At 66.6% G+C, this 26314-nt stretch carries 22 protein-coding genes, 4 tRNA genes and 1 pseudogene; 25 read left to right on the forward strand and 2 right to left on the reverse strand.

The window, feature by feature from the left end; genetic code table 11:
- Positions 1–72 precede the first annotated feature (72 nt).
- Positions 73–153, forward strand: a tRNA-Tyr gene (locus HC028_RS09495).
- A 55-nt stretch (positions 154–208) separates the two neighbouring features.
- Here HC028_RS09495 and HC028_RS09500 read toward each other — a convergent pair.
- On the reverse strand, positions 209–973 hold the full coding sequence (locus HC028_RS09500) for a hypothetical protein (RefSeq protein WP_168075378.1): 765 nt from the start codon (positions 971–973) through the stop codon (positions 209–211).
- A gap of 185 nt (positions 974–1158) precedes the next feature.
- Between HC028_RS09500 and HC028_RS09505 the strand changes: the two genes are divergently transcribed.
- Positions 1159–1815 (forward strand): adenylate kinase family protein, encoded by a 657-nt coding sequence (locus HC028_RS09505; RefSeq protein WP_168075380.1) that lies wholly within the window; start codon positions 1159–1161, stop codon positions 1813–1815.
- Here HC028_RS09505 and HC028_RS09510 read toward each other — a convergent pair.
- Positions 1812–2168, reverse strand: a complete 357-nt coding sequence (locus tag HC028_RS09510) for a DUF6401 family natural product biosynthesis protein (RefSeq protein ID WP_239075468.1) — start codon at positions 2166–2168, stop codon at positions 1812–1814. The genes HC028_RS09505 and HC028_RS09510 overlap by 4 nt on opposite strands.
- A 153-nt stretch (positions 2169–2321) precedes the next feature.
- On the opposite strand from HC028_RS09510, the gene HC028_RS09515 reads away from it, so the two are divergent.
- The 23 genes and pseudogenes from HC028_RS09515 (at position 2322) to rpsJ (ending at position 26305) form a co-directional block, all read left to right on the forward strand.
- Positions 2322–2543: a hypothetical protein gene (locus tag HC028_RS09515; protein ID WP_168075382.1), complete on the forward strand. Its 222-nt coding sequence runs from the start codon at positions 2322–2324 to the stop codon at positions 2541–2543.
- Positions 2544–2992: 449 nt separating this feature from the next.
- Positions 2993–5521, forward strand: a complete 2529-nt coding sequence (locus HC028_RS09520) for a putative bifunctional diguanylate cyclase/phosphodiesterase (protein ID WP_373313925.1) — start codon at positions 2993–2995, stop codon at positions 5519–5521.
- 103 nt (positions 5522–5624) lie between these two features.
- Positions 5625–5700: transfer RNA gene (locus tag HC028_RS09525), tRNA-Thr, on the forward strand.
- Between the two features lie 29 nt (positions 5701–5729).
- Positions 5730–5802, forward strand: a tRNA-Met gene (locus HC028_RS09530).
- A gap of 102 nt (positions 5803–5904) precedes the next feature.
- Entirely contained in the window at positions 5905–6072 is a 168-nt protein-coding gene (gene rpmG, locus HC028_RS09535; protein WP_167925014.1) for a 50S ribosomal protein L33, read from the forward strand.
- Positions 6073–6177: 105 nt separating this feature from the next.
- Complete coding sequence (locus HC028_RS09540) at positions 6178–6624, forward strand: MaoC family dehydratase N-terminal domain-containing protein (protein ID WP_168075385.1); 447 nt, start codon at positions 6178–6180, stop codon at positions 6622–6624.
- A gap of 1 nt (position 6625) precedes the next feature.
- The gene (locus HC028_RS09545) at positions 6626–7027 is read left to right on the forward strand and encodes a MaoC family dehydratase (RefSeq protein WP_168075387.1); all 402 of its coding nucleotides are present in this window, start codon (positions 6626–6628) and stop codon (positions 7025–7027) included.
- A gap of 104 nt (positions 7028–7131) precedes the next feature.
- Positions 7132–7204: transfer RNA gene (locus HC028_RS09550), tRNA-Trp, on the forward strand.
- A 171-nt stretch (positions 7205–7375) separates the two neighbouring features.
- A complete protein-coding gene (gene secE / locus HC028_RS09555; protein ID WP_168075389.1) occupies positions 7376–7765 on the forward strand; it encodes a preprotein translocase subunit SecE in 390 nt (129 codons plus the stop codon).
- Positions 7766–8047: 282 nt separating this feature from the next.
- Positions 8048–8638, forward strand: a pseudogene (gene nusG, locus HC028_RS09560) (transcription termination/antitermination protein NusG); the annotation flags it as partial.
- Positions 8639–8774: 136 nt separating this feature from the next.
- On the forward strand, positions 8775–9206 hold the full coding sequence (gene rplK / locus HC028_RS09565; RefSeq protein WP_168075391.1) for a 50S ribosomal protein L11: 432 nt from the start codon (positions 8775–8777) through the stop codon (positions 9204–9206).
- Between the two features lie 64 nt (positions 9207–9270).
- Positions 9271–9987 (forward strand): 50S ribosomal protein L1, encoded by a 717-nt coding sequence (gene rplA, locus HC028_RS09570; RefSeq protein WP_168075393.1) that lies wholly within the window; start codon positions 9271–9273, stop codon positions 9985–9987.
- Positions 9988–10344: 357 nt separating this feature from the next.
- Positions 10345–10923, forward strand: coding sequence for a 50S ribosomal protein L10 (rplJ, locus tag HC028_RS09575; protein WP_168075395.1), 579 nt, complete (start codon positions 10345–10347; stop codon positions 10921–10923).
- A 37-nt stretch (positions 10924–10960) separates the two neighbouring features.
- The gene (gene rplL, locus HC028_RS09580) at positions 10961–11350 is read left to right on the forward strand and encodes a 50S ribosomal protein L7/L12 (RefSeq protein WP_168075397.1); all 390 of its coding nucleotides are present in this window, start codon (positions 10961–10963) and stop codon (positions 11348–11350) included.
- A 557-nt stretch (positions 11351–11907) separates the two neighbouring features.
- Positions 11908–15339, forward strand: coding sequence for a DNA-directed RNA polymerase subunit beta (gene rpoB / locus HC028_RS09585; RefSeq protein WP_168075407.1), 3432 nt, complete (start codon positions 11908–11910; stop codon positions 15337–15339).
- Positions 15340–15425: 86 nt separating this feature from the next.
- Positions 15426–19313 (forward strand): DNA-directed RNA polymerase subunit beta', encoded by a 3888-nt coding sequence (locus tag HC028_RS09590; protein ID WP_168075409.1) that lies wholly within the window; start codon positions 15426–15428, stop codon positions 19311–19313.
- Between the two features lie 354 nt (positions 19314–19667).
- On the forward strand, positions 19668–20021 hold the full coding sequence (locus HC028_RS09595; protein WP_168075411.1) for a hypothetical protein: 354 nt from the start codon (positions 19668–19670) through the stop codon (positions 20019–20021).
- Between the two features lie 570 nt (positions 20022–20591).
- The gene (locus tag HC028_RS09600) at positions 20592–20897 is read left to right on the forward strand and encodes a hypothetical protein (protein WP_338091273.1); all 306 of its coding nucleotides are present in this window, start codon (positions 20592–20594) and stop codon (positions 20895–20897) included.
- A 355-nt stretch (positions 20898–21252) separates the two neighbouring features.
- The gene (rpsL, locus tag HC028_RS09605) at positions 21253–21627 is read left to right on the forward strand and encodes a 30S ribosomal protein S12 (RefSeq protein WP_167925028.1); all 375 of its coding nucleotides are present in this window, start codon (positions 21253–21255) and stop codon (positions 21625–21627) included.
- Position 21628: 1 nt separating this feature from the next.
- The gene (gene rpsG, locus HC028_RS09610; protein ID WP_168075420.1) at positions 21629–22099 is read left to right on the forward strand and encodes a 30S ribosomal protein S7; all 471 of its coding nucleotides are present in this window, start codon (positions 21629–21631) and stop codon (positions 22097–22099) included.
- Positions 22100–22130: 31 nt separating this feature from the next.
- Positions 22131–24230 (forward strand): elongation factor G, encoded by a 2100-nt coding sequence (gene fusA / locus HC028_RS09615; protein WP_168075424.1) that lies wholly within the window; start codon positions 22131–22133, stop codon positions 24228–24230.
- Positions 24231–24397: 167 nt separating this feature from the next.
- Positions 24398–25591 (forward strand): elongation factor Tu, encoded by a 1194-nt coding sequence (tuf, locus tag HC028_RS09620; RefSeq protein ID WP_168075428.1) that lies wholly within the window; start codon positions 24398–24400, stop codon positions 25589–25591.
- 405 nt (positions 25592–25996) lie between these two features.
- Complete coding sequence (gene rpsJ, locus HC028_RS09625) at positions 25997–26305, forward strand: 30S ribosomal protein S10 (RefSeq protein ID WP_018347762.1); 309 nt, start codon at positions 25997–25999, stop codon at positions 26303–26305.
- Positions 26306–26314 lie beyond the last annotated feature (9 nt).

Consider the following 26314-nt stretch of genomic DNA (forward strand, 5'->3'; position numbering starts at 1 on the left):
CCCACCCATTTGCAGGTACCCCGGGGTGTACCGCTATTCTTACGTGCGCTGCCGCGTACTGCGTGGCGGCAAGGCGGGTTGCCCGAGCGGCCAATGGGAGCGGACTGTAAATCCGTCGCGAAAGCTACAGAGGTTCGAATCCTCTACCCGCCACCGCTGGTAACGGCCCTTGATCTGGAAAACAGGCAGGGGCCGTTGTGCTGTGCGCCTACTCGTTCTGCCGGGCCCGGCGCCGGCCCAGCAGGCCTTCGCCGAGGACGATGACGAACCCCGCGACCAGCAGGCCGAATGCGACGGGGTCGCGGTGAGCGGCGGCGACCTGCGTGATCGCTGGCAGGAGACCGCGCCAGGCCGGGGCGGTGATCAGTAGGACGGCCGCCGTGATCATGAAAGTGCCGAGTAGCCGCATCGGTCTGGCGGTCGGCATTGCTCCGGATGTCGGTTCGAACGCCGTACTGTGCACATCCCGGCGCGCCTGCTCCTGCAATCGATCCACGATGCCCAGGAGCTTGGCCTGGTCCTTTTCCAGTTGGGCGCGCACGCTCGCGGTCTCGTCGGCATTGTTGCGCGCGGGGTCGTCCAGCCAGCGCCAACGTGCGAGCGTATAGAGCGTCTGATCGAATACCTGCCGCCACTCTCTTGTTATTTGGCGGAACGCGTCGCTGCCGTGTACCTGCATCAGTGCGTCGAGCCTGGCCCGCTCCTGTGGTCCAGAGACATCTTCACCCCAGGGTTTGTCTTCCAGGATCACGTTGTCGATTTCATCGCGGATACGCGAGAAGAAAGTCAGAACTTCGTCGTACGCGTCCACCCGTTCGCGGTAGGAAGCTAATCGCTGATCGTGTGCTTGCTGGGCGCGGCGCGTGACGGTCGCGTGGTGGGCCTGGACCGCCCCGCCGAGAAGGATCAGAACCGAGCCGGTCACGATGCCAGCGCCGCCGACAATCGCCAGCTCGAGCGCGCTCGCCTCCACGTCGCACCATCCCCTCGCCGAGGTTCGTGGCATGGATCTGTAGGCGGACTGCCCCCGCTGGGCCGGGGCGGAGGCCGGTGGTGGTTGCGGGAGCGACCTAATTTCTACCCGCAGCAGGTGGGGCAAACAGGGCGGACGGCGGAAGACGAGTTGCCGGGCGCAACGCACGGTGGAAAAGTCGCATTGTGCGCAAATACGTGATCATGGGCGTGCCGGGCAGCGGAAAGAGTACGCAGGCCGCGATGCTGGCTCGCGACCTGGACCTCGTCCGGATCACGGTGGGTGACATCTTCCGGTGGCACGTGCAGCAGCGCACCAAGATCGGTGCGCACGTGCGCCGGACCATGGCCGCGGGCAAGCTGGTCGACGACGACCTGGTCGAGTCGATCGTGCAGGAGCGGCTGCAGCTGCACGACTGGAACTACGGATTCATCATCGACGGCTTCCCGCGCAGTCGTGATCAGGCGGAGTTCTTCCTGGAGAGCTATGACATCGATGCCGTCATCTACCTGGACCTACCCGACTCCGACGTCCGGCGCCGGGTGCTCGCGCGCCGGCTGTGCGCCCGCTGCGGCATGGACTACAACCTGATCGCCGACCGGCCGACGGTGGAAGGTCGCTGTGACGTGTGTGGGGGTGACCTCGTGCCGCGCGCGGACGACACCGAAGAGGCGCTGGTCGTACGGCTTCGGGAGTACCACGACAAGACCGACCCGGTACTGGAGATATTTCGCCGAAAGGAGTGCGTCGTCGTCATCGACGCCCGGCCGGACGAGGTCACCGTCCAGCAGGAGATCCGGCGTCAGTTGGGGCTGCCGGAGTACGTGGCGAAGGACGACTAGAGGTAGTCGTACGCGATCGCGAGCGCGCACACGGCCGTCAGCCGCAGGTGGAACCAGGTGGCCCGCGACCAGTCCAGGTCTGCCGCGTCCGGCGGTTGCCAGCCCATCCGAGCGGCGGCGGCGAGGACGGCGGACCCGTAGCTGGCGAGCGGGACCGCCGTGACGGGCAGGCCCCTCGAAGCGAGACTCTCGCGTACCGCTGCGGCGTGCTGATCGACGGCGGCCATCAGGCTGGGGATCTGCGCCGCCGCGGCGAGCCCGTCGGCGCCGGTCCGGAGCATGATCGTCTTCAGGGTGGCGCCAGGTTCGGTGGCCGCTGTGAGCAGGGCCGCTGCCGGAAGTTCGCTCGTCATCACCTCAATGTAGGGACGCCGCCCCAGGTACGTGGGTAGGAAAACCAACCGGCACCCCTATCGCACTCCCGCCCCGGTGTCGCTTCCGTCGATCGGGTGATCCGTCAAAAATAGGCGCTAGCGAGGTGTTCGAACGTATGTTCTAATCTCCGCATGGAGCGACGGAAGCACTGGTGGAACGGCCGGTTCGCCAATCCGGCCCGTCGGGATGTCTTTTTGTGGGACGACAACGGCTGTTGGCGCGTCGAGGCGAGCCGGGGCAGTCTGGCGAGGCATTGTCGCGCATTTGTGTTCGACAACGAGATGGCGGCGCTCACAATGGTCGATGTCCTGACGGGGAGTCAGGGTGATGGCTGGCGCGAGGTGTCAATCTGATCTTGGCTGATCCGCGCGGTGGCGTTGGGTGGTCGGCTAACGCTGCCGCGTGTGCCGAAAGAGGTCATCTGGTGGGCTGGCGTCACTGATCGTGGCCGGCCGATTCTGTTGCTCAACGGTCGGCGTTGCCGTTCGTCTGGTTAGAAATGGCCGAAAGGACGAAACGTGTCGCCGCTCGGTGGCCTCTATAGGGATTAGCTTTTCCCTGTCCTGGGAGCTGTGGCAGCATCTTGTTTACCCCTACCGCCGATGGACTCCGCATGTGAGGACAGGAGCACGATCAGATGCGCAAGAAAACTCTTGGTCGGTGGGTGTCCCGGTTGGTCAGCGTCGGCCTTGCGTTGGCGGTAGCTGCCGCCGCAGCGGCGCCCACGGTCTTCCAAGCAGCCGATACCAACTGGTGGTGACAGGGCCCTGGTCGGGCCTGACGTGAAGCCAAGGGAGTAGTGGTGCCCAGGCCCCGCGTTCCGCTTCGCCGTTCGCCGCACCTCGCCTGGTACGTCACTGCAGCACTCCTGTTACTGGCATCCGTCATCGCGATGCCGATGGGCGTCGCTGGATGGCATCCAGAAGACAGATGGCCCGTGGCGATCGTCTTCTTCGGGCTCTTCCTGGCCGCCGAAGCGATCGTGCTGGAGTTCGACTTTCGGCGTCAGGCGATCAGCGTCTCGCTCGCCGAGTTCCCGCTCGTTCTGGGGCTCGCCTACCTGGATCCGCTGACCGTCGTCCTGGTGCGGTTCCTGGGCGCTCTCCTCGTTCACTACTTCTACTGGCGAACGCACACCGTCAAGCTGTGTTTCAACCTGGCGGCCAAGCTGGCGAGCACCTCGGTCGCAGCCGCGGTCGTGTTCGTCAACAGTCCCATGGACCCTGATCAACCCCAAAGCTGGGCGATTCTGTTCGCCGCGGCGACGGCGAACCTTCTGGTGAGCCTGGCCGCGGTCATGGGGGTGATCAGCGTCGTTCAGGGTGGCACTTCAGCTCGGGAGCTGGCTCGTACGGCCACTCCGGGCCTGGTTGTCCCGACGATCAGCGTCACCGTCAGCTTGATCATTCTGTTGGTGCTCCAGCGGAGCATGTGGTCGCTGGTGTTGCTCGCCGTGATGACGATCGTGCTCGTCCGGGTGTACCGGGCGTACGCGAGGTTCGTGCGGCAGCACCGCAGCGTCACCGAGCTTTACGACCTGACCCGGGCCGTGGAAGAGGCGGGGCGCGACGGCACCGTCGTCGACGTGCTGCTGACGCGCACCCGCGAACTTCTGCGCGCCGAGTACGCCACCCTCTGGTTGACGGCGTCCGGGCGGCATCGCGAGGTGCTCCTCTCCGCCCGGATCGACTATCGCGGCCTGCTCGACTCCGCTGGAACCCCGGACAATTTCCGACAGCTCGCTGTCCGTCAGAACGAGACCCTCGTGGTGGCGCCCCGATTAGGGAGCGAGCAGTTGCTCCGCCAACTGCGCGCGGGTGGCGGCAAGGACGCGATCGTTGTTCCGCTGCGCTCCGGTGAGGCGGTGATCGGGACCCTGGAAGTGTCGGGCCGCCTGGGGGACCAGGCCTCCTTCGGCCCCGATGACGTCCGGCTGCTGGAGACGGTCGCCGTGCACGCCGGCGTCGCGGTGGAGAACTCCCGGCTGGTCGACCGGCTCCGCTTCGACGCGCAGCACGACGCGCTCACCGGCCTGCCCAATCGGCGCCGGATGCTCAACGCCATCGACGAGGGCATCAAGGTCCAGGCCCCCGACGACGTAGTCGCGGTCCTGCTGTTCGATGTCGCGAGGCTGCGACATGTCAACAACTCACTTGGCCATGGCGCCGGCGACGAGTTGCTCGTCGAATTCGGGCGGCGGCTGCGTGACCTTGCGCCGCCCGCCGCCCTCGTCGGTCGGATCGGGGGTAACGAGTTCGCGCTGACCGTTCGCGCCACCAATGCCGAAGCGGCCGTCGTGCTCGCTGTCAAGATCCATGAGCCGCTGCGCGGCCCGATGGCCTTCGGCGCCCTCGCGATCGATGTTGACTGTGTGGTCGGCGTGGCGGTACACCCCGATCACGGCGCCGACTCCGCGACTTTGCTGCAGCATGCCGACGTGGCCACCCGCGCCGCCAAAGCCCGGCACTCCACGGTCCAGCTGTTCTCCGCCGGGCTGGAGTCCCGCTCGGTTCGCCAGGCCGGCCTCGCGGGAGACCTGCGGCGTGCCCTTGAAGCGGGTGAGCTGCGGGTGTACTTCCAGCCCAAGGTCGGCCTGCGCGACCGCCGTCTGGTCGGGGTCGAGTGCCTGGCGCGGTGGGAGCATCCGGTGCACGGCATGGTGGCGCCCGAGGACTTCGTCGAGGTTGCCGCGAACATCGGCCAGCTCGGCCGCTTGACCGAGGTGGTGCTGCGCGAGGGGATGCGTCGGGCGCGCGAGTGGGCGGATGTCGGCCGCGAGTTGCGGATCGCGGTCAACATTTCGTCGTGCACGCTCATTGATCCCGCGTTCGTCGCCCAGGTGGCCGGGCTGCTGCGGGAATACGCGGTGGATCCCTCCTGGCTGACCCTCGAAATCACCGAGGGCGGCCTGGCTGGTGACCCGGACCGCCCGCTCGCGGCCCTCCACACACTGCGTGACCTTGGCATACGGCTGTCCCTCGACGACTTCGGCACCGGGCACTCGTCGCTGGGTTATCTGCGGCAGCTGCCGGTGCAGGAGGTCAAGATCGACCTTCCGTTCGTGCAGGGGATGGCGACCGACCCTGGAGACCTCGCCATCGTGCGGACCGTGGTCGACATGGCGCGACACTTCGGGCTCAGCGTCGTGGCCGAAGGTGTGGAGAGCGAGCTCACGCTGGGGCTGCTCGAGGAGATCGGCTGCGACATCGGGCAGGGATTCCTGTTCAGCCGGCCGCTGACCTACGAGCGGCTGTGCGCCTGGTACGCGGCGCAGACGCAGGCCGAGCCGACGCCCGCCGGCGAAATCCGCTGGTTGCGTGCCGTTCCATGACACGCGGCGCGCCGATGTGGGTACTCGATTTCGTCGCTGTGCGACTGCCGTGTACTCTTTACCCGGTGCGCGCGCGGCGAGCGTGCGCCACGGGTGTAAGCCCGCCCCCTTAGCTCAGTCGGCAGAGCGTCTCCATGGTAAGGAGAAGGTCTACGGTTCGATTCCGTAAGGGGGCTCCACGGGTTCAGCCATAGGCGGGGCCCGACGCGGCGGTGTAGCTCAGATGGCAGAGCAAGCGGCTCATAATCGCTGTGTCGCCGGTTCAAGTCCGGCCACCGCTACGGTGAACCCCAGGTCCGCAGAGCACCCGCTTTGCAGACCTGTCCCGGCGCGCTACTCTCGTACGCCGGTAGTTGACCCATTTTCGAGGAAGGCACTCCGCCGTGGCTAAGGCGACCGACGTACGTCCGAAGATCACTATGGCGTGTGTGGAGTGCAAGGAGCGCAACTACATCACGCGTAAGAACCGCCGCAACGACCCGGACCGCATTGAGCTGAAGAAGTTCTGCCCCCGCTGCGGCAAGCACACGGCGCACCGCGAGACGCGCTGACCTGATCCGCATACGCAGCAGTGGCGGCCCCGATTCGGGGCCGCCACTGCTGCGTATGCGGGCCGTCCCGCCGCGATCGCCGGGGTGAACAGGTAGGTTCTGCCCATGTCCTTGGACCCTTCCTTCGTCGGCCGTACCTATCCGCCGACGCCGAGCTACGAGGTTGGCCGCGAGAAGATCCGCGAGTTCGCCGCCGCTGTCGGAGCCGTCCATCCGGCGCACACCGACCCGGATGCGGCCCGTGCGCTCGGCCATCCGGACGTCGTCGCGCCGCCGACCTTCCCGATCGTGCTCACGATGGAGGCGGGCGCCCAGATCATCGACGATCCGGCGCTGGGCATCGACTACAGCCGCGTGGTCCACGGTGACCAGCGCTTCAGCTACACCCGACCCGTGTACGCGGGGGACCGCCTCACCTGTGTGTGCTCGGTCGAGGACATCAGTTCGCGGGGCGGCCACGACTTCGTCACCACTCGCACGGAGGTGGCGACCGTGGACGGCGAGGCCGTCGTGACGGTCTGGTCGAAGCTGGTCGTACGGGGGGAGGGCTGACATGGAGATCGGCGAGCGGCTGGCGCCGCACACGTTCCGGGTGACCCGGGCCGACCTGGTCCGGTACGCGGGAGCGTCCGGTGACTTCAACCCGATCCACTGGAGCGACCGGGTCGCCACAAAGGTGGGCCTGCCCGGGGTGATCGCGCACGGGATGTACACGATGGCCCTGGCCGCGCAGGCGGTGCTCGACTGGGCCGGCGATCCGGCGGCCGTCGTCGAGTACGGGGTGCGTTTCACCAAGCCGGTCGTCGTTCCCGATGACGACGAGGGCACGGAGGTGACCGTGAGCGCCGTGGTCAAGGGGTTCACCGACTCCGGTCACGCCCAGTTGGACATCACGGCGATGTGCGGCGGCGACAAGGTACTGGGCCAGGCCAGGGCGGTCGTCCGGGTCGGTTGACCGGGGCGGTTGGGAAAGCGGGGCAGTTACCCGTACACTGGTCGCCCGTAGGGGTGTGTACCCCTGTCTCGGCGCGCCCGGGTCAGGAGTTCAGAACCCTGCAAAGGGGTGTGGCGCAATTGGCAGCGCAGCGGTCTCCAAAACCGCAGGTTGCAGGTTCGAGTCCTGTCGCCCCTGCGCCGAAGGGCCTGGCAGCCGGATCAGACCGACTCGGGCGTTCGGTGGTTGGCATTGCCATCCGGTGATGTCGCGACCGTGGCGCCCAGTCGTCGGAACAGACTCCCGGCCAGTGCCGGGCTGGACCGTATACATGGGAAGACCATCGGGACATCACGGAAGAGGGCGGAAGTGGCCGAGAGCAAGCGCCGCGGCGAAGACGCCGTGGACGAGCGCCTCGACGAGGGGCTTGACGGAGACGCCCCCCGCGACGACGCCCTCGATGAGCGACTCGACAAGACTGCGTCCAAGCCCGAGCGGGCGAGCGGGGTCGACAAGTCGACCCGGACGCCGGCCAAGACCAAGGCCGGGGAGCGGCCCGGGGTTTTTGCTCGGTTCCGCAATTTTCTCCGTGAGATCATCAGCGAGCTGGGTAAGGTCATCTGGCCGACCCGCAAGGAGCTGCTGACCTACACCACGGTCGTGGTGGTGTTCGTTGCGATCATGATGACGATTGTCGGAGTGCTCGATTTTGGCTTCGCGAAGGCCGTCATCTATGTGTTCGGCAGCAAGGGCAAGTAAGAGTCGGTCCGGCAATTGGCCGATACCCGTGCGGCGGGAGCCGCAGAAGCAATGGAAGTGAGCAACGTGCCTGAGTACGACGAGGTCGAGGCCGCCGAGTTCGGTGCCGACTCGACCGTCGCGACGGCGGCCCACGAGGTCGGCGGGACCGCGAGCGCCGACGCTGCACGCGCGGAAGCCGATGCCCCGGCCGAGGACACTGCCCCCACTGACGCCGGCTCAGTGGAGCTGGTCGGTGCCGCTGAGCAGTTGCCCGGTGGAGCCGAGGGCGGCGACGTCGCGGACCCGGTTGCCGAACTGCGCGCCGCGCTGCGCTTCGCACCCGGCGACTGGTTCGTGGTCCACTCGTACGCCGGCTACGAGAACAAGGTGAAGACCAACCTCGAGACCCGTATCACGAGCCTCGACATGGAGGACTTCATCTACCAGGTCGAGGTCCCGACCCGCGAAGAGATCGAGGTCAAGAACGGCAAGCGCCTGAACGTGCAGAACAAGGTCTTCCCGGGCTACATCCTGGTCCGCATGGAGTTGACCCCGGAGTCCTACTCCTGCGTGCGCAACACCCCCGGGGTGACCGGCTTCGTCGGCGCCACCGACCGCGCTGACCGGCCCGCGCCGCTGTCGCTCGACGAGGTCGTCAAGTGGCTGGCCCCAGCCGTGCAGCAGGAGGAGAAGAAGGCCGGCCGGCCCGAGATCAAGGTCCTCGACTTCGAGGTGGGCGACTCGGTCACCGTCACCGACGGCGCCTTCGCCTCGCTGCCCGCGACGATCAGCGAGATCAACGCAGACCAGCAGAAGCTCAAGGTGCTGGTGTCGATCTTCGGTCGGGAGACGCCGGTCGAGCTCAACTTCAACCAGGTGGCGAAGCTCTAGCCTGGCTGGGGTAACCTAGACCGTCCGGCCCGATCGCCGGCGCGTCAGCGTGCGCGCGTTTCCGGCGATCGAGTCTCAAGCAGACCCGCCTCGCCCGGCAACGCGCCGGGTGAGCACCACGCCCAGGAAGACAGACATGCCTCCGAAGAAGAAGCTCGTCAAGACGTTCACGCTTCAGCTACCGGCGGGCCAGGCGACCCCGGCGCCGCCGGTCGGCCCCGCGCTCGGTCAGCATGGCGTGAACATCATGGAGTTCGTCAAGGCGTACAACGCCGCCACCGAGTCGTCTCGCGGTGACATCGTCCCGGCGCAGATCAGCGTCTACGAGGACCGCTCCTTCACCTTCGTGCTCAAGACGCCGCCTGCCGCGCGCCTGCTGATCAAGGCTGCTGGCATCCAGAAGGGCTCTGGCGTGCCGCACCAGGAGAAGGTCGGCTCGATCAGCCGCGCCCAGCTGCGTGAGATCGCCGAGAAGAAGATGGCGGACCTCAACGCGAACGACCTCGAGCAGGCCGAGAAGATCATCGCCGGTACCGCCCGGTCGATGGGCATCAACGTCGCCGAGTAGACCTCAGACAACCCGTGGGAGGGCCGCATAGCCGGTCCGCCAACGACCACAGGAGCAAAGACTTATGCAGCACGGCAAGAACTACCGCAAGGCGGCCGATCTGATCGACCGCGACGCGTTGTACAGCCCGGCGGAGGCCGTCAAGCTGGCCAAGCAGACCAGCCCGACGAAGTTCGACGCCACCGTGGAGGTGGCCATGCGCCTGGGCGTTGACCCGCGCAAGGCCGACCAGATGGTGCGTGGCGTGGTCAACCTGCCGCACGGCACGGGCAAGACCGTCCGCGTGATCGTTTTCGCGGCTGGCGAGAAGGCCGCCGAGGCGGAGGCCGCCGGTGCGGACGCGGTCGGCTCTGACGAGCTGGTCGCCCGCATCCAGGAGGGCTGGCTCGACTTCGACGCGGCGATCGCGACCCCCGACCAGATGGCCAAGATCGGCCGGATCGCGCGGATCCTGGGCCCGCGCGGTCTCATGCCGAACCCGAAGACCGGAACGGTCACGATGGACGTCACCAAGGCGGTGTCGGACATCAAGGGCGGAAAGATCACGTTCCGGGTGGACAAGCACGCCAACCTGCACCTGATCATCGGCAAGGCCAGCTTCAGCGAGACGCAGCTGGTTGAGAACTACGCCGCGGTCCTCGACGAGATCCTGCGCGCGAAGCCCTCGGCGGCCAAGGGCAAGTACCTGAAGAAGGTCACGATGAGCACCACCATGGGGCCCGGCGTTCCGGTCGACCCCAACCGCACGCGTGGTCTGACCGAGGAGGAGTCGGCCGAGTAAGGCCGCTCGCTTCACGTCATCGGGCGCCCTCCGAGAACTCGGAGGGCGCCCGATTGTTCTTTCCGGTCCCATGGGTGCACCCCGATTTGGTGACCGGCCGATCCTCGCGTAACCTAGCCTGCGTAGTTCCACCCAAAGACCGCTGGTCGCCGTGCTCGCACGGTCGAAGGCCCCGCATCCGCGGGCGACCCGCGCAGGGCGAGCATTCAGGACCGGCCGGTGAAGCCGTCCGAGCCCGGATGTTCGAAGGACGGTCAGTGTGACGGCCTGTGCGGCCGATCCCGCCCCGTGCGCCCTGCGCCGGGGCGTCTCTCGTTTTCCGGGCCGACCAGCCTGAAGCAACGAGAGAGGAGGGACATGGCGGACAAGCCGGTTCGGGCCGACAAGGCCACCGCGGTTGCTGAGCTGACCGAAGCGTTCCGTGACTCGTCGGCGACGGTGCTCACCGAGTACCGCGGCCTTACGGTCGCGCAGCTCAAGGAGCTTCGGCGCGCACTCGGGCGTGAGACCACGTACGAGGTCGCGAAGAACACGCTGGCGAAGCGCGCGGCGACCGACGCGGGTGTCAGCGGCCTCGACGATTTGTTCACCGGTCCTACCGCGCTCGCCTTCGTCGGCGGTGACCCCGTCGAAGCGGCCAAGAGCCTGCGTGACTTCGCGAAGGCTCACCCGCTCCTCGTCATCAAGGGCGGTGTCTTCGAGGGTCGTCCGATGTCTGCGGACGACGTCAAGAAGCTCGCCGACGTCGAGCCCCGCGAGGTGCTGCTGGCCAAGCTGGCCGGCGGCATGAAGGCAAGCATGAGCAAGGCCGCTGCTACCTTCCAGGCTCCGCTCGCCCAGGCCGTGCGCCTGGCCGCGGCCCTGCAGGACAAGCGCTCAGCCGAAGGCGGCGCCGAAGCCGCCCCGGCCGAGGCCGAGGCCCCGGCCGAAGCCTGATCTTGATTTTTCGTAGCTAGGAAAGGAAAGCCTGCTCATGGCTAAGCTCAGCACCGACGAGCTGCTCGACGCGTTCAAGGAGATGACGCTGATCGAGCTGTCCGAGTTCGTCAAGCAGTTCGAAGAGGTCTTCGACGTCAAGGCCGCCGCTCCCGTCGCGGTCGCCGCTGCCGGCCCGGCCGCCGCTGGCGCCCCCGCCGAGGCCGAGGCCGAGAAGGACGAGTTCGACGTCATCCTCGAGGCTGACGGTGGCAAGAAGATCCAGGTCATCAAGGTCGTGCGTGAGCTGACCGGCCTGGGCCTCAAGGAGGCCAAGGACGTGGTCGAGGCTGCGCCGAAGGCCATCCTCGAGAAGGCCAACAAGGAGACCGCCGAGAAGGCCAAGGCCAAGCTCGAGGCCGAGGGCGCCAAGGTCACCCTGAAGTAATCCCTGCGGCGTCACGCGCCGCAGCCTGAGGGTGGTTACTCCGGAATTTTCCGGAGTAACCACCCTTTTGCATATTTCGTCGGGGTGTTCGCACCCTCAAACGGCTCAGCTCATGGAAAATGTAAGGCCGAAACGGGTTAGTTTGGAGGTAATTCGGCGGGTACTCGGCGGGTCATACTGCCGAACACGCGGCGTGCTGTTGCGGCAACTCTTGACTGAGTGACCACGATCCAGGCAGGCTGAAGCAGCATCACCTTCCGCGGGCGCCGCGGCCGGCGCCCACCTTCGGGTGCGGCCTTCTGGTTGGGCCCTTGGGGAGTGGCTACGGTCGGTGCCGCGAGGTCTCGGTCTCCGGATTTTCGGAGGTCAGGAGCACTTTTCGGTGGCCAACCGGTGGCGACTCGACAGCGGTTAGCCTTTCGGCTACACTGCTAGTTTGCGCTGTCTTCCGACTACCCCTCTGTTGCGAGTGGCTCATCCATGGGCGCTCTCGACGGGGGGCCGTCGGGCTGCACGCGAAACGGCCGCCGCACCACCGGTCCTCGGAAGGACGCATCTTGGCAGCTTCCCGCCCTGCGAAGACCATTAACTCGTCGAGCGCATTCGCTCCCCGCCGGATCTCCTTCGGCAGGATCACCGAACACCTGGAGGTTCCCAACCTTCTTGCCATCCAGAACGAGTCGTTTGACTGGCTGGTCGGTAACGAGGCTTGGCAGGCTCGGTCAGCTGGTGATCAGCACGCACGATCCGGCCTCGCTGAGATCCTCGACGAGATCAGCCCAATTGAGGACTTCTCCGGCACAATGTCGTTGTCGTTCTCCGCGCCACGCTTCGACGAGGTCAAGGCCTCGATCGAGGAGTGCAAGGAGAAGGACCTGACCTACTGCGCGCCACTGTTCGTGACCGCGGAGTTCACCAACCACACCACTGGCGAGATCAAGAGCCAGACGGTGTTCATGGGTGACTTCCCGATGATGACGCCCAAGGGCACGTTCATCATCAACGGCACCGAGCGCGTCGTGGTCAGCCAGCTCGTCCGGTCTCCGGGCGTGTACTTCGACAAGCAGCCGGACAAGACCTCCGACCGCGATCTGTCCAGCGTCAAGGTCATCCCGAGCCGGGGTGCCTGGCTGGAGTTCGACATCGACAAGCGCGACACCGTCGGCGTACGGATTGACCGTAAGCGCCGTCAGGCGGTGACCGTGCTACTCAAGGCCATCGGCTGGTCCGCCGAGCGCATTCGTGAGCGCTTCGGTTGGTCCGAGCTCATGATGACCACACTGGAGAAGGACCACATCGCCGGGCAGGACGAGGCGCTGTTGGACATCTACCGCAAGCTGCGGCCGGGTGAGCCGCCGACGCGGGAGAACGCGCAGACCCTGCTCGACAACCTCTTCTTCAACCCGAAGCGGTACGACGTCGCCAAGGTTGGTCGCTACAAGTTCAACAAGAAGCTCCAGCTGGACATCCCGATCACCACGGGCGTCCTGACCGAAGACGACATCGTCGCCACGGTCGAGTACCTCTGCAAGCTCCACACGGGCGAAGAGGGCTTCGAGGCCGACGACATCGACCACTTCGGCAACCGCCGTCTGCGGACGGTGGGCGAGCTGATCCAGAACCAGGTTCGGGTCGGTCTGTCCCGCATGGAGCGGGTTGTCCGCGAGCGGATGACCACCCAGGACGTCGAGGCGATCACGCCGCAGACCCTGATCAACATCCGCCCCGTCGTGGCGGCGATCAAGGAGTTCTTCGGTACGTCGCAGCTGTCTCAGTTCATGGACCAGACCAACCCCCTCGCGGGTCTGACCCACCGCCGGCGCCTCTCCGCGCTCGGCCCCGGTGGTCTGTCCCGTGAGCGGGCCGGCTTCGAGGTCCGTGACGTGCACCCGTCCCACTACGGCCGGATGTGCCCGATCGAGACGCCGGAAGGCCCGAACATCGGTCTGATCGGCGCCCTCTCCACCTTCGCGCGGGTCAACCCGTTCGGCTTCATCGAGACGCCGTACCGGAAGGTCGTCGAGGGTCGGGTCACCGACCAGATCGACTACCTGACCGCCGACGAGGAGGACCGGCACGTCATCGCCCAGGCGAACGCGCCGCTGCAGTCCGACGGCCGGTTCGCCGAGATCCGGATCCTGGTCCGGCGAAAGGGCGGCGAGCTCGACTACGTCGCCCCCGAGTCGGTCGACTACATGGACGTCTCGCCGCGCCAGATGGTGTCGGTCGCGACGGCCATGATCCCGTTCCTCGAGCACGACGACGCGAACCGGGCCCTGATGGGTGCGAACATGCAGCGTCAGGCCGTGCCGCTGGTGAAGGCTGAGTCGCCGCTGGTCGGCACCGGCATGGAGTACCGGGCGGCTACGGACGCCGGTGACGTCGTGCTGGCCGAGGAGCCGGGTGTCGTCGAGGACATGTGCGCCGACTACATCACGGTGCACCAGGACGACGGCCACCGCCGTACGTACCTTCTGCACAAGTTCCGCCGCTCCAACGCCGGCTCCTGCATCAACCAGAAGCCGGTCGTCTTCGAGGGTGACCGCGTCGAGGCCGGCCAGGTCATCGCCGACGGTCCCTGCACCGACGAGGGCGAGATGGCGCTCGGGCGCAACCTGCTCGTGGCGTTCATGCCCTGGGAGGGCCACAACTACGAGGACGCGATCATCCTGTCGCAGCGCCTCGTGCAGGAGGACGTGCTCACCTCGATCCACATCGAGGAGCACGAGGTGGACGCCCGCGACACCAAGCTGGGTCCGGAGGAGATCACTCGCGACATCCCGAATGTCAGCGAGGAGATGCTCGCCGACCTGGACGAGCGCGGCATCATCCGCATCGGTGCCGAGGTCGTACCGGGTGACATCCTGGTCGGCAAGGTCACGCCGAAGGGCGAGACCGAGCTGACGCCGGAGGAGCGCCTGCTCCGGGCGATCTTCGGCGAGAAGGCCCGTGAGGTCCGCGACACCAGCCTCAAGGTGCCGCACGGTGAGAACGGCACGGTGATCGGCGTGCGTACGTTCAGCCGCGAGGATGGCGACGAGCTGTCCCCGGGCGTGAACGAGCTGGTCCGCGTGTACGTCGCTCAGAAGCGCAAGATCCAGGACGGTGACAAGCTCGCGGGCCGCCACGGCAACAAGGGCGTCATCTCCAAGATCCTGCCGGTCGAGGACATGCCGTTCCTGCCGGACGGCACCCCGGTCGACATCGTTCTCAACCCGCTCGGCGTGCCGAGCCGGATGAACATCGGCCAGGTACTGGAGACACACCTCGGCTGGGTTGCCAAGACCGGTTGGAAGGTCGAAGGCGACGACGCCGAGTGGAAGAAGGCGCTTAGGACGATCAACGCCCACGAGTCCGAGCCGGACACCAACGTGGCGACGCCGGTCTTCGACGGCGCCCGGGAGGAAGAGATCACCGGTCTGCTCGCGTCGGGCCTGCCCAACCGGGACGGCCAGCAGATGGTGGGCGCTTCCGGCAAGGCGCAGATGTTCGACGGTCGTTCCGGCGAGCCGCTGCCCGACCCGATCGCCGTGGGCTACATCTACATCTTGAAGCTCAACCACCTGGTTGACGACAAGATCCACGCCCGGTCCACCGGCCCGTACTCGATGATCACGCAGCAGCCGCTGGGTGGTAAGGCACAGTTCGGTGGGCAGCGCTTCGGTGAAATGGAGTGCTGGGCCATGCAGGCCTACGGCGCGGCCTACGCGCTGCAGGAACTGCTGACGATCAAATCGGACGACGTTCTCGGCCGCGTCAAGGTCTACGAGGCCATTGTCAAGGGCGAGAACATCCCCGAGCCGGGCATCCCGGAGTCGTTCAAGGTGCTGCTCAAGGAGCTGCAGTCGCTGTGCCTCAACGTTGAGGTGCTCTCCAGTGACGGCGTGGCCCTGGAGATGCGCGAGACCGACGACGAGGTGTTCCGGGCCGCCGAGGAGCTGGGCATCGACCTGTCCCGGCGGGAGCCGAGCAGCGTCGAGGAAGTCTGATCTATCCGTGTGGGGGGTCGCCACCCGGCGACCCCCGCCCGACCCCTGGCAACCACCCGAGCAACTGATTCGAGGGACATAGAAGAGTGCTCGACGTCAACTTCTTCGACGAGCTTCGCATCGGGCTGGCTACTGCCGACGACATCCGGCAGTGGTCGCACGGTGAGGTCAAGAAGCCCGAGACGATCAACTACCGCACCCTCAAGCCCGAAAAGGACGGACTCTTCTGCGAGAAGATCTTCGGTCCGACCCGGGACTGGGAGTGCTACTGCGGCAAGTACAAGCGGGTCCGGTTCAAGGGAATCATCTGTGAGCGCTGCGGCGTCGAGGTGACCCGGGCCAAGGTCCGCCGTGAGCGCATGGGCCACATCGAACTTGCCGCTTCCGTCACCCACATCTGGTACTTCAAGGGTGTCCCCAGCCGTCTGGGGTACCTGCTCGATCTGGCGCCGAAGGATCTCGAGAAGATCATTTACTTCGCGTCGTACGTGATCACGAGCGTGGACGCCGACGCGCGTCACCGCGACATGTCGACGATCGAGAACGAGATCGGCGCCGAGAAGCGGCAGGCCGAGAACGCCCGCGACGCGGAGATCGAGAAGCGCGCCGCCAAGCTCGAGCAGGACCTTGCCGAGCTGGAGGCCGAGGGCGCCAAGGCCGACGTGCGGCGCAAGGTCAAGGAGGCTGGCGAGCGCGAGATGCGCCAGATCCGCGACCGGGCGCAGCGCGAGATCGACCGCCTCGACGAGGTGCTGGACACCTTCCGCAAGCTCGATCCCAAGCAGCTGGTCACCGACGAGTTGCTGTACCGCGAGCTGCGCGACCGGTTCGGTGAGTACTTCACCGGCGGCATGGGCGCCGAGGCGATCAAGTCGCTGCTGCAGAACCTCGACCTCGACGCTGAGGCCGAGAACCTGCGCGAGACGATCCGTACCGGCAAGGGCCAGCGGAAGATCCGTGCCCTGAAGCGGCTCAAGGTCGTCGCCGCCTTCCTCAACACCACCAACTCGCCGTTGGGGATGGTGCTCGACTGCGTACCGGTTATTCCGCCGGACCTGCGCCCGATGGTGCAGCTCGACGGTGGACGGTTCGCCACGAGCGACCTGAACGACCTGTACCGCCGGGTCATCAACCGCAACAACCGGCTCAAGCGCCTGATCGACCTGGGCGCTCCCGAGATCATCGTCAACAACGAGAAGCGGATGCTGCAGGAGGCCGTCGACGCGCTGTTCGACAACGGCCGCCGCGGTCGTCCGGTCACCGGTCCCGGTAACCGGCCGCTGAAGTCGCTGTCGGACATGCTCAAGGGCAAGCAGGGTCGGTTCCGGCAGAACCTGCTGGGTAAGCGTGTCGACTACTCCGGCCGTTCGGTCATCGTCGTCGGCCCGCGGCTCAAGCTGCACCAGTGCGGCCTGCCCAAGCAGATGGCGCTGGAGCTGTTCAAGCCGTTCGTGATGAAGCGGCTGGTCGACCTCAACCACGCGCAGAACATCAAGTCCGCCAAGCGGATGGTCGAGCGGCAGCGGCCGGTCGTGTGGGACGTGCTGGAAGAGGTCATCACCGAGCACCCGGTGCTGCTCAACCGGGCGCCTACCCTGCACCGACTGGGTATCCAGGCGTTCGAGCCGCAGCTGGTCGAGGGCAAGGCCATCCAGATCCACCCGCTGGTCTGCACGGCCTTCAACGCCGACTTCGACGGTGACCAGATGGCGGTGCACGTGCCGCTGTCCGCCGAGGCGCAGGCCGAGGCCCGCATCCTCATGCTGTCCAGCAACAACATCCTCAAGCCCGCCGACGGTAAGCCGGTCACCATGCCTACCCAGGACATGGTCATCGGTCTGTACCACCTGACCCACAAGCGGTCGGGGCTGCTGGGCGAGGGCCGGACGTTCTCGTCCGACGCCGAGGCGCGCATGGCGTTCGACAACGGCGAACTGCACCTGCAGGCGCCGGTGAAGATCCGCCTGCACGACCTCGTCGGTGTCGACAACGGCAGCGGTCAGCAGCCGTGGGAGGCGCCCGAGGGCTGGCAGCCGGGTGAGCCGGTGATCCTGGAAACCACGCTCGGACGGGTGCTGTTCAACGAGGCACTGCCGCGCGGGTACCGCTTCGTCAACTACGAGATCCGCAAGAGCCAGCTCTCGGCGATCGTCAACGACCTCGCCGAGCGGTTCCCGAAGGTCTCGCTGGCCGCCACGCTGGACGCGCTCAAGGAGGCCGGTTTCCACTGGGCCACCTGGTCCGGCGTGACCATCGGCATCGAAGACGTAGTCGCTCCGCCGCGTAAGTGGGAGATCCTGGAGCGCTACGAGAAGGAAGCCGAGCGGATCGACAAGCAGTACCAGCGTGGTCTGATGACCGCCGAGGAGCGTCGCGGCGAGCTCATCGAGATCTGGACCAAGGCGACCAACGAGGTCGCCAAGGAGATGGAGACCGCGCTGCCGCAGGAGAGCCCGTTGTGGAAGATGATCCACTCGGGTGCCCGCGGTAACCTGCTCCAGCTCCGGCAGATCTCGGCGATCCGTGGCCTGGTGGCCAACCCGAAGGGTGAGATCATCCCGCGGCCGATCAAGTCCTCGTTCCGTGAGGGCCTGACCGTGCTGGAGTACTTCATCTCCACGCACGGTGCCCGTAAGGGTCTGGCCGACACGGCGCTGCGTACCGCCGACTCGGGTTACCTGACCCGTCGTCTGGTGGACGTGTCGCAGGACGTGATCATCCGTGAGGAGGACTGCGGCACCGACCGCGCGATCCCGATGCAGATCGGGCAGCGCCTGGACGGCCGGCTGGTCGTGCACGAGCACGCCGAGACCGGCGCGCACGCGCGTACCCTGGCCGACGACGTCCGTGACGCGGACGGCAACCTGGTCGCCGAGCGGGGCGTGGACCTCAACACGGTCCTGGTCGACAAGATCGTCGCGGCCGGTGTCGAGACGGTCCGGGTTCGCAGCGTCCTCACCTGCGAATCCAAGCTGGGCGTCTGCGGGGCCTGCTATGGCCGTTCGCTGCCGACCGGCAAGACGGTGGACGTCGGCGAGGCGGTCGGCATCATCGCCGCCCAGTCGATCGGTGAGCCCGGTACCCAGCTGACCATGCGTACGTTCCACACCGGCGGTGTCGCCGGTGAGGACATCACGCAGGGTCTGCCGCGGGTGCAGGAGATCTTCGAGGCCCGGGTACCGAAGGGCAAGGCGCCGATCGCCGAAACCCCCGGCCGGGTCCGGATCGAGGATGGCGAGCGGATGCGGAAGATCATCATCGTGCCGGACGACGGCAGCGAGGAGATCGTCCACGACAAGCTGTCCAAGCGGGTTCGCCTGCGCGTGCAGGACGGTGAGCGCGTCGAGGTCGGCGAGAAGCTGACCGAGGGCACCATCGACCCGCACGAGCTACTGCGCATCCTCGGCCCCCGGGCGGTGCAGGTGCACCTCACCCAGGAGGTCCAGGAGGTGTACCGCTCGCAGGGTGTACTCATCCACGACAAGCACATCGAGATCATCATCCGGCAGATGTTGAAGCGGGTCATGATCATCGACTCCGGCGCGACCGAGTTCCTGCCGGGGACGCTGGTGGACCGGGCGCAGTTCGAGGCGGAGAACCGCCGGATCGTCGCCGAGGGTGGCGAGCCGTCGGCGGGCCGTCCGGTGCTGATGGGTATCACCAAGGCGTCGCTGGCGACGGACTCGTGGCTGTCCGCGGCTTCGTTCCAGGAGACGACCCGGGTGCTCACCGACGCCGCGATCCACGCCCGCAGCGACTCGCTGATCGGTCTGAAGGAGAACGTCATCATCGGTAAGCTCATCCCGGCCGGTACTGGCATCGCCAAGTACCGCAACATCCGGGTGGAGCCGACCGACGAGGCGAAGGCCAAGGTGTACTCGATGACCGGGTACCCGGAGGCCGACTACGGATTCGGTCCCGCAAGCGGTCAGGCCGTCCCGCTGGACGACTTCGATCTGGGCTCGTTCCGGTAGTCCGAAGGCTGGTAACGAACGTGGGCCCCGAGGCATCGCCTCGGGGCCCACGCTGTTGTCCGACGCTGGCTGCCCGAGCCGTCGGACAGTGTCGGACGCCATCGGTCAGCTAAAAAGCCGGCACAGACAAGCCGGCACAGACAAAAAGGCCAGGCCTGCTACCACGGGGGAAGCAGCAGGCCTGGTGCTGACAACGGTACAACGTCAGGGCCGTTCGTGGGGGCCGGACTGTTGCCTGGGCAGGTTTTTCTCCGCACCCGTTCCGGCACGGATCGATGCGAATCCGCGCTGATCGACCACGCTTTCTCGGGATGCGGAGCACGCGTCCGGGCGCCGCTGTGGTCTGCTTGTCGTATGAGCAGTGTCGCCCCGTTGGCGGAGCCGCCTCGGCGGCACCCCCTCGACCCCGATCCGGTCCGGTCGACCAAGGCGGGCGCCGTCCTGGCGCTCGGTGTGGTGGCCACCCTCACCGGCGTCATGATCGGCGGTCTGGTGCCCGCGACCATTGCTCTCGTCCTCGCCCGGGAGGTCCGCGCCGACTTGCATGGCGCGAGCGGCTTCCTGATCGGCAACCGGCGCCTGCGGCTTGGCATCGCGCTCGCGTGGACCGGCATCGTTCTCGCCGCGGCGGCCCTCGTGGTGGCCAGCATCGCCGGGCTGCTGCATTTCGCCAGCTATGGCCGCGATTATGCGCCCACAATCAACTGACCACGGCGTGACGGGTACGTGTGGCCGGCCAGTGTGGGGCAAGATTCGCTCCGGATGGCGAGTGATCCAACGAGGAGACGTAGTGAGCAAGCGGGGAGCACCCACCCGGCGGACCGTCGCCGCGGTCGTGCTGAATGAGCGGGCCGCGTGGTGAACGAGGAGCCGCCCGGGGGAGCGGGGGGAGCGCAGGAGCCGGATCCCCGCCCGGAGACGCCAGAACCGGTGGCCAAGTCGGAGCAGGTGGCCAAGCCGGCGCAGGCGCCCAGCCAGGGTTGGGCCGCGTCCGGCGGTCCGGCGTACCAGCAGCCGGTACCTTTCCCGCCGCCTCAGCAGCCTTGGGGGCCGCAGCCGTACCCACCACAGCAGCCTTGGGGGCCGCAGCCGTACCCACCACAGCAGCCTTGGGGGCCGCAGCCGTACCCACCACAGCAGCCTTGGGGGCCGCAGCCGTACCCGCCGCATCACGCGGGCGTCCGCGCACCGGCACCTGCGCCCGCCTTCCCGCCGCCCCGGATCGAGCCGGTCCCGGGTACCGAATTCGGTCTGGCGTACTTCAACGTGCCGCCGGTCGTGTCCGGTCAGGCCATCGGCAGCATGGTCGCTGGCATTCTGTCGATCCTGGTGTCCCTGGTCGTCAGTTGCTTCGGGCTCGCGGGCGCGAAGCCGGGCTGGGGCCCGATCGTGGCCGGCGCCTTCGCCGTACTGGCAGCCACGACGGGGCTGGCGGCGATCGGGCTGGGCTGGTACAGCGTGCGGCATATCACCCGTTCAGGCGGCCGCCTGGTGGGCCGTGGTATGGCGATCGCCGGGATGAGCTGCGGCGCTGCCGGGTTGCTCCTGACAACAGCCGCGATGGTGCTCGCGCTATTGATCTGAAACCGAGCAGACGCTCGCCGGATCAGCGGGTACCCTTAACTGACAAGAGCGCTCGTCACCTGCACTTGGGCACCTCGTTTGACCTGCGTGCATGCGGTGGGTACTCTTTCCCCTCGTGCCCGGTCTTTGCCGGGCAACTCGTGCGTGCCCTGCCGCCTCATGGGCGTAGGACGCAGCGGCGCGCGACCGGTAAATCCGGCTTGAAGATTGAGCCGGGACCCGTGTGCGGACGACACGCCCGACCGCGGGGGTCGGCAGCATCCGAAAGGGCGCATGCCGGTGCCGGACGAGGGCCGCGACGAAGACGACAGCACCAATAGGCACGGCCGAAAGGCCGAAGGGAGACAGGAACCCGGTGCCCACTATCCAGCAGCTGGTCCGCAAGGGCCGCCAGGCGAAGACGACTAAGACGAAGACGCCGGCGCTGAAGGGGAGCCCTCAGCGGCGCGGCGTGTGCACGCGTGTGTACACGACTACGCCGAAGAAGCCGAACTCCGCGCTACGTAAGGTGGCGCGTGTCCGGCTGACCAGCCAGATCGAGGTCACCGCCTACATCCCCGGTGTCGGCCACAACCTGCAGGAGCACTCGATCGTGCTCGTGCGCGGCGGCCGTGTGAAGGACCTCCCGGGCGTTCGCTACAAGATCATCCGCGGTTCACTGGACACGCAGGGCGTGCGCAACCGCAAGCAGGCCCGTAGCCGCTACGGCGCGAAGAAGGAGAAGAGCTGACATGCCGCGTAAGGGCCCAGCCCCGCGCCGGCCGCTCGCCGCGGACCCGGTTTACAACTCGCCCCTGGTCACCCAGCTGATCAGCAAGATCCTGCTGGAAGGCAAGCGCCAGCTGGCGGAGCGCATCGTGTACGGCGCGCTCGAGGGTTGCCGGGAGAAGACCGGCACCGACCCGGTTGTGACGCTCAAGCGGGCGATGGACAACGTGAAGCCGACCCTTGAGGTGCGCAGCCGCCGCGTCGGTGGCGCCACCTACCAGGTGCCGGTCGAGGTGCGCCCGCAGCGCGCCACGACGCTCGGTCTACGCTGGCTGGTTACGTACTCGCGTGCCCGTCGCGAGAAGACCATGATCGAGCGCCTGACCAACGAACTGCTCGACGCCAGCAATGGCCTGGGAGCCGCGGTGAAGCGCCGCGAGGACACCCACAAGATGGCGGAGTCCAACAAGGCCTTCGCGCATTACCGCTGGTAACACTGACCAACGAGACGAAGTAGGGATCATCGTGGCTGCCGCAGACGCCGCCCTCGCCAAGGTCCGCAACATCGGCATCATGGCGCACATCGATGCTGGTAAGACCACCACCACCGAACGCATCCTGTTCTACACCGGTATCACCTACAAGATCGGTGAAGTCCACGAGGGCGCTGCCGTCATGGACTGGATGGAGCAGGAGCAGGAGCGCGGTATCACCATCACTTCCGCCGCCACCAAGTGCGAGTGGAAGGGCCACACGATCCAGATCATCGACACGCCCGGCCACGTCGACTTCACGGTTGAGGTGGAGCGCTCGCTGCGAGTGCTCGACGGTGCGGTCGCGGTCTACGACGGTGTGGCCGGTGTGGAGCCGCAGACCGAGAACGTCTGGCGTCAGGCGGACAAGTACGACGTCCCCCGGATGTGCTTCGTCAACAAGCTCGACCGCACCGGTGCCGACTTCTTCCGCTGCGTGCAGATGATGATCGACCGGCTCAACGCCACCCCGCTGGTTCTCCAGATCCCGATCGGCCTCGAAGGCGACCACATCGGCGTCGTCGACCTGATCGGCATGCGCGCGCTCACCTGGCGTGGCGAGACCCAGAAGGGCGAGGACTACGCGGTCGAGGAGATCCCGGCCGACCTTGCCGACCAGGCGAACGAGTGGCGCGACAAGCTGCTGGAGACGCTCGCCGACGTCGACGACGACATCATGATGAAGTACCTGGAGGGCGAGGAGCTCTCGGTCGAGGAGATCAAGGCCGGTATTCGCCGCGCCACGATCGCGAGCAAGGCCAACCCGGTGCTGTGCGGCTCGGCGTTCAAGAACAAGGGCGTGCAGCCCATGCTCGACGCCGTTGTCGACTACCTGCCGTCGCCGCTGGACATCCCGGCGATCGAGGGCACGGCGACCGACGGTGAGACCCCGATGCAGCGCAAGCCCTCGGTGGACGAGCCGTTCTCGGCGCTGGCCTTCAAGATCCAGACCGACAAGCACCTGGGCAAGCTCACCTACGTCCGTATCTACTCCGGCAAGCTGGAGACGGGTACGCAGGTCGTGAACTCGACGAAGGACCGCAAGGAGCGGATCGGCAAGATCTACCAGATGCACGCCAACAAGCGTGAGGAGCGGTCGACCGCGCAGGCGGGCGACATCATCGCCGTGCAGGGTCTCAAGCAGACCACCACGGGCGACACGCTCTGCGACCCGGCGACCCCGGTGATCCTGGAGTCGATGACGTTCCCGGAGCCGGTCATCTCGGTGGCGATCGAGCCGAAGACCAAGTCCGACCAGGAAAAGCTCGGCACCGCCATCCAGCGGCTGGCTGAAGAAGACCCGACCTTCCGCGTCCGCAACGACGAGGAGACCGGTCAGACGGTCATCTCCGGCATGGGCGAGCTGCACCTGGACATCCTGGTCGACCGCATGCGGCGCGAGTTCAACGTCGAGGCCAACGTCGGCAAGCCGCAGGTGGCCTACCGCGAGACGATCCGCGGCACCGTGGAGAAGCTCGACTTCGTGCACAAGAAGCAGACCGGTGGCTCCGGTCAGTACGCCAAGGTTGTCGTCAAGCTCGAGCCGCTGCCGATGGAGGCCGACGGCGCGACGTACGAGTTCGTGAACGCGGTCACCGGTGGTCGCATCCCGAGGGAGTTCATCCCCTCGGTCGACGCCGGTGCCCAGGACGCGATGCAGTACGGCGTGATCGCCGGTTACCCGCTGGTCGGCGTCAAGCTGACGCTGCTCGACGGTCAGTACCACGAGGTCGACTCGTCGGAAATGGCGTTCAAGATTGCCGGCTCGATGGTGCTCAAGGAAGCGGCCCGCAAGGCCAGTCCCGCGCTCCTCGAGCCGATGATGGCCGTCGAGGTCGTCACCCCCGAGGACAACATGGGTGATGTCATCGGCGACCTCAACTCCCGACGCGGCATAATCCAGGCGATGGAGGAGCGCGGCGGAGCCCGCGTCGTCCGGGCCCTGGTGCCGCTCTCGGAGATGTTCGGCTACGTCGGCGACCTGCGGTCGAAGACCCAAGGCCGGGCGAGCTACTCGATGCAGTTTGACTCTTACGCCGAGGTCCCCGCGAGCGTGGCGAAGGAGATCATCGCTAAGGCAACCGGGGAATGAGTTGATCTCGCCCCACGGCGACGTGGGGCGGGGGAGACTGATCTTCGGGGTCGGAGCGGGCTGCATCACCGGGCCTGAGGCTTCCGGCCGCAAGACCCAAGTCGACAAGTCCGTCGGGGCCGCAAGCACCGCGCGGAACGAACCAAGAAGTCCACAGGAGGACACCAGTGGCGAAGGCGAAGTTCGAGCGGACTAAGCCGCACGTCAACATCGGCACCATTGGTCACATTGACCACGGGAAGACGACGCTGACCGCGGCGATCACCAAGGTCCTGCACGACCGGTATCCAGACGTCAACCCGTACACGCCGTTTGACGAGATCGACAAGGCGCCGGAGGAGAAGGCTCGTGGTATCACGATCTCCATCGCGCACGTCGAGTACCAGACCGAGGCGCGGCACTACGCGCACGTTGACTGCCCCGGTCACGCGGACTACATCAAGAACATGATCACCGGTGCCGCGCAGATGGACGGCGCGATCCTGGTGGTTGCCGCGACCGACGGCCCGATGCCGCAGACCCGCGAGCACGTTCTGCTGGCCCGCCAGGTCGGCGTTCCTTACATCGTCGTGGCGCTCAACAAGAGCGACATGGTGGATGACGAGGAGCTGCTCGAGCTGGTCGAGCTCGAGGTGCGCGAGCTGCTGTCGAGCCAGGAGTACCCGGGCGACGACCTGCCGGTCGTTCGCGTCTCGGCGCTCAAGGCGCTCGAGGGCGACGCGAAGTGGGCCGAGGCGCTCATGGAGCTGATGAACGCGGTCGACACCGCGATTCCGCAGCCCGAGCGGGAGATCGAGAAGCCGTTCCTCATGCCGATCGAGGACGTCTTCACGATCACCGGTCGCGGTACGGTCGTCACCGGCCGCTGCGAGCGTGGCGTGCTGAAGCCGAACGAGGAAGTCGAGATCGTCGGCATCAAGCCGAAGTCGATGAAGACTGTCGTCACCGGTATCGAGATGTTCCGCAAGCTGCTGGACGAGGCGCGCGCCGGCGAGAACGTCGGTCTGCTCCTGCGTGGCATCAAGCGCGAGGACGTCGAGCGCGGCATGGTCGTGGTCAAGCCTGGCACGAACACCCCGCACACGGAGTTCGAGGCGACCGTCTACATCCTCTCCAAGGAGGAGGGTGGCCGGCACACGCCGTTCTTCCAGAACTACCGGCCGCAGTTCTACTTCCGTACCACCGACGTCACCGGCGTGGTCACGCTGCCTGAGGGCACCGAGATGGTCATGCCCGGCGACAACACCGCCATGACGGTTCAGCTGATCCAGCCGATCGCCATGGAGGAGGGCCTCAAGTTCGCCATCCGTGAGGGTGGCCGGACCGTCGGCGCCGGTCGCGTTACCAAGATTCTCAAGTAGTTTCCGGTAACGGCCCGCTGTGGCCATTACCACCTGATTTCACATTGCCGTGTGGTTGCGGCATACTGAATAGGTTGCGTTGCGGGCGGTCGAGGTCGCTCTGAAGAGAGTCGTTGGCTCTGATAGAGTGTCTCGGCCGCCTCGCGCGGCGCCCGGCGGGAGTGCATCCCGCGAGGTGCCTCGCTTCCGCAGCCGGGCGTGCGGCGCCCCAGGGCCATCCGATGCCTCTCATCCGGTAGATCCGGCGAGGGCGGCGTCTGGCCCTAGGCCGCGACACGCCCGACCGCGGGGGTCGGAAGAACCGGTCTGGGCCGTCCATTGGACCGGGCGGAAAAGACCAGGTAGAGGTCGGTGCGCTGGCGATTAAGCCGGCGAGGATCGCGAAGAGAAGGAACAGAAGCCACTATGGCGGGACAGAAGATCCGCATTCGGCTCAAGGCCTATGACCACGAGGTCGTTGACTCCTCGGCCCGCAAGATCGTCGAGACGGTGACCCGTACGGGGGCGCAGGTCGCAGGCCCAGTGCCGTTGCCGACCGAGATCAACCGTTACTGCGTGATCCGCTCGCCGCACAAGTACAAGGACTCGCGCGAGCACTTCGAGATGCGTACGCACAAGCGTTTGATCGACATCATCGACCCGACTCCCAAGACGGTCGACTCGCTCATGCGCCTCGACCTTCCGGCTGGCGTCGACATCGAGATCAAGCTGTAGGGACCGGAC

The organism is Planosporangium flavigriseum, from assembly GCF_011947225.1.
In the GTDB taxonomy this organism is placed as follows: domain Bacteria; phylum Actinomycetota; class Actinomycetes; order Mycobacteriales; family Micromonosporaceae; genus Planosporangium; species Planosporangium flavigriseum.

Bases quoted from the DNA above. Each gene is read 5' to 3' on its own strand.
- rplA (WP_168075393.1), top strand. From the start codon at position 9,271: ATGCAGCACGGCAAGAACTACCGCAAGGCGGCCGATCTGATCGACCGC.
- HC028_RS09540 (WP_168075385.1), top strand. From the start codon at position 6,178: ATGTCCTTGGACCCTTCCTTCGTCGGCCGTACCTATCCGCCGACGCCG.
- HC028_RS09515 (WP_168075382.1), top strand. From the start codon at position 2,322: ATGGAGCGACGGAAGCACTGGTGGAACGGCCGGTTCGCCAATCCGGCC.
- rpsG (WP_168075420.1), top strand. From the start codon at position 21,629: ATGCCGCGTAAGGGCCCAGCCCCGCGCCGGCCGCTCGCCGCGGACCCG.
- rplK (WP_168075391.1), top strand. From the start codon at position 8,775: ATGCCTCCGAAGAAGAAGCTCGTCAAGACGTTCACGCTTCAGCTACCG.
- rplL (WP_168075397.1), top strand. From the start codon at position 10,961: ATGGCTAAGCTCAGCACCGACGAGCTGCTCGACGCGTTCAAGGAGATG.
- rplJ (WP_168075395.1), top strand. From the start codon at position 10,345: ATGGCGGACAAGCCGGTTCGGGCCGACAAGGCCACCGCGGTTGCTGAG.
- HC028_RS09510 (WP_239075468.1), bottom strand. From the start codon at position 2,168: ATGACGAGCGAACTTCCGGCAGCGGCCCTGCTCACAGCGGCCACCGAA.
- HC028_RS09545 (WP_168075387.1), top strand. From the start codon at position 6,626: ATGGAGATCGGCGAGCGGCTGGCGCCGCACACGTTCCGGGTGACCCGG.
- HC028_RS09595 (WP_168075411.1), top strand. From the start codon at position 19,668: ATGAGCAGTGTCGCCCCGTTGGCGGAGCCGCCTCGGCGGCACCCCCTC.
- rpsJ (WP_018347762.1), top strand. From the start codon at position 25,997: ATGGCGGGACAGAAGATCCGCATTCGGCTCAAGGCCTATGACCACGAG.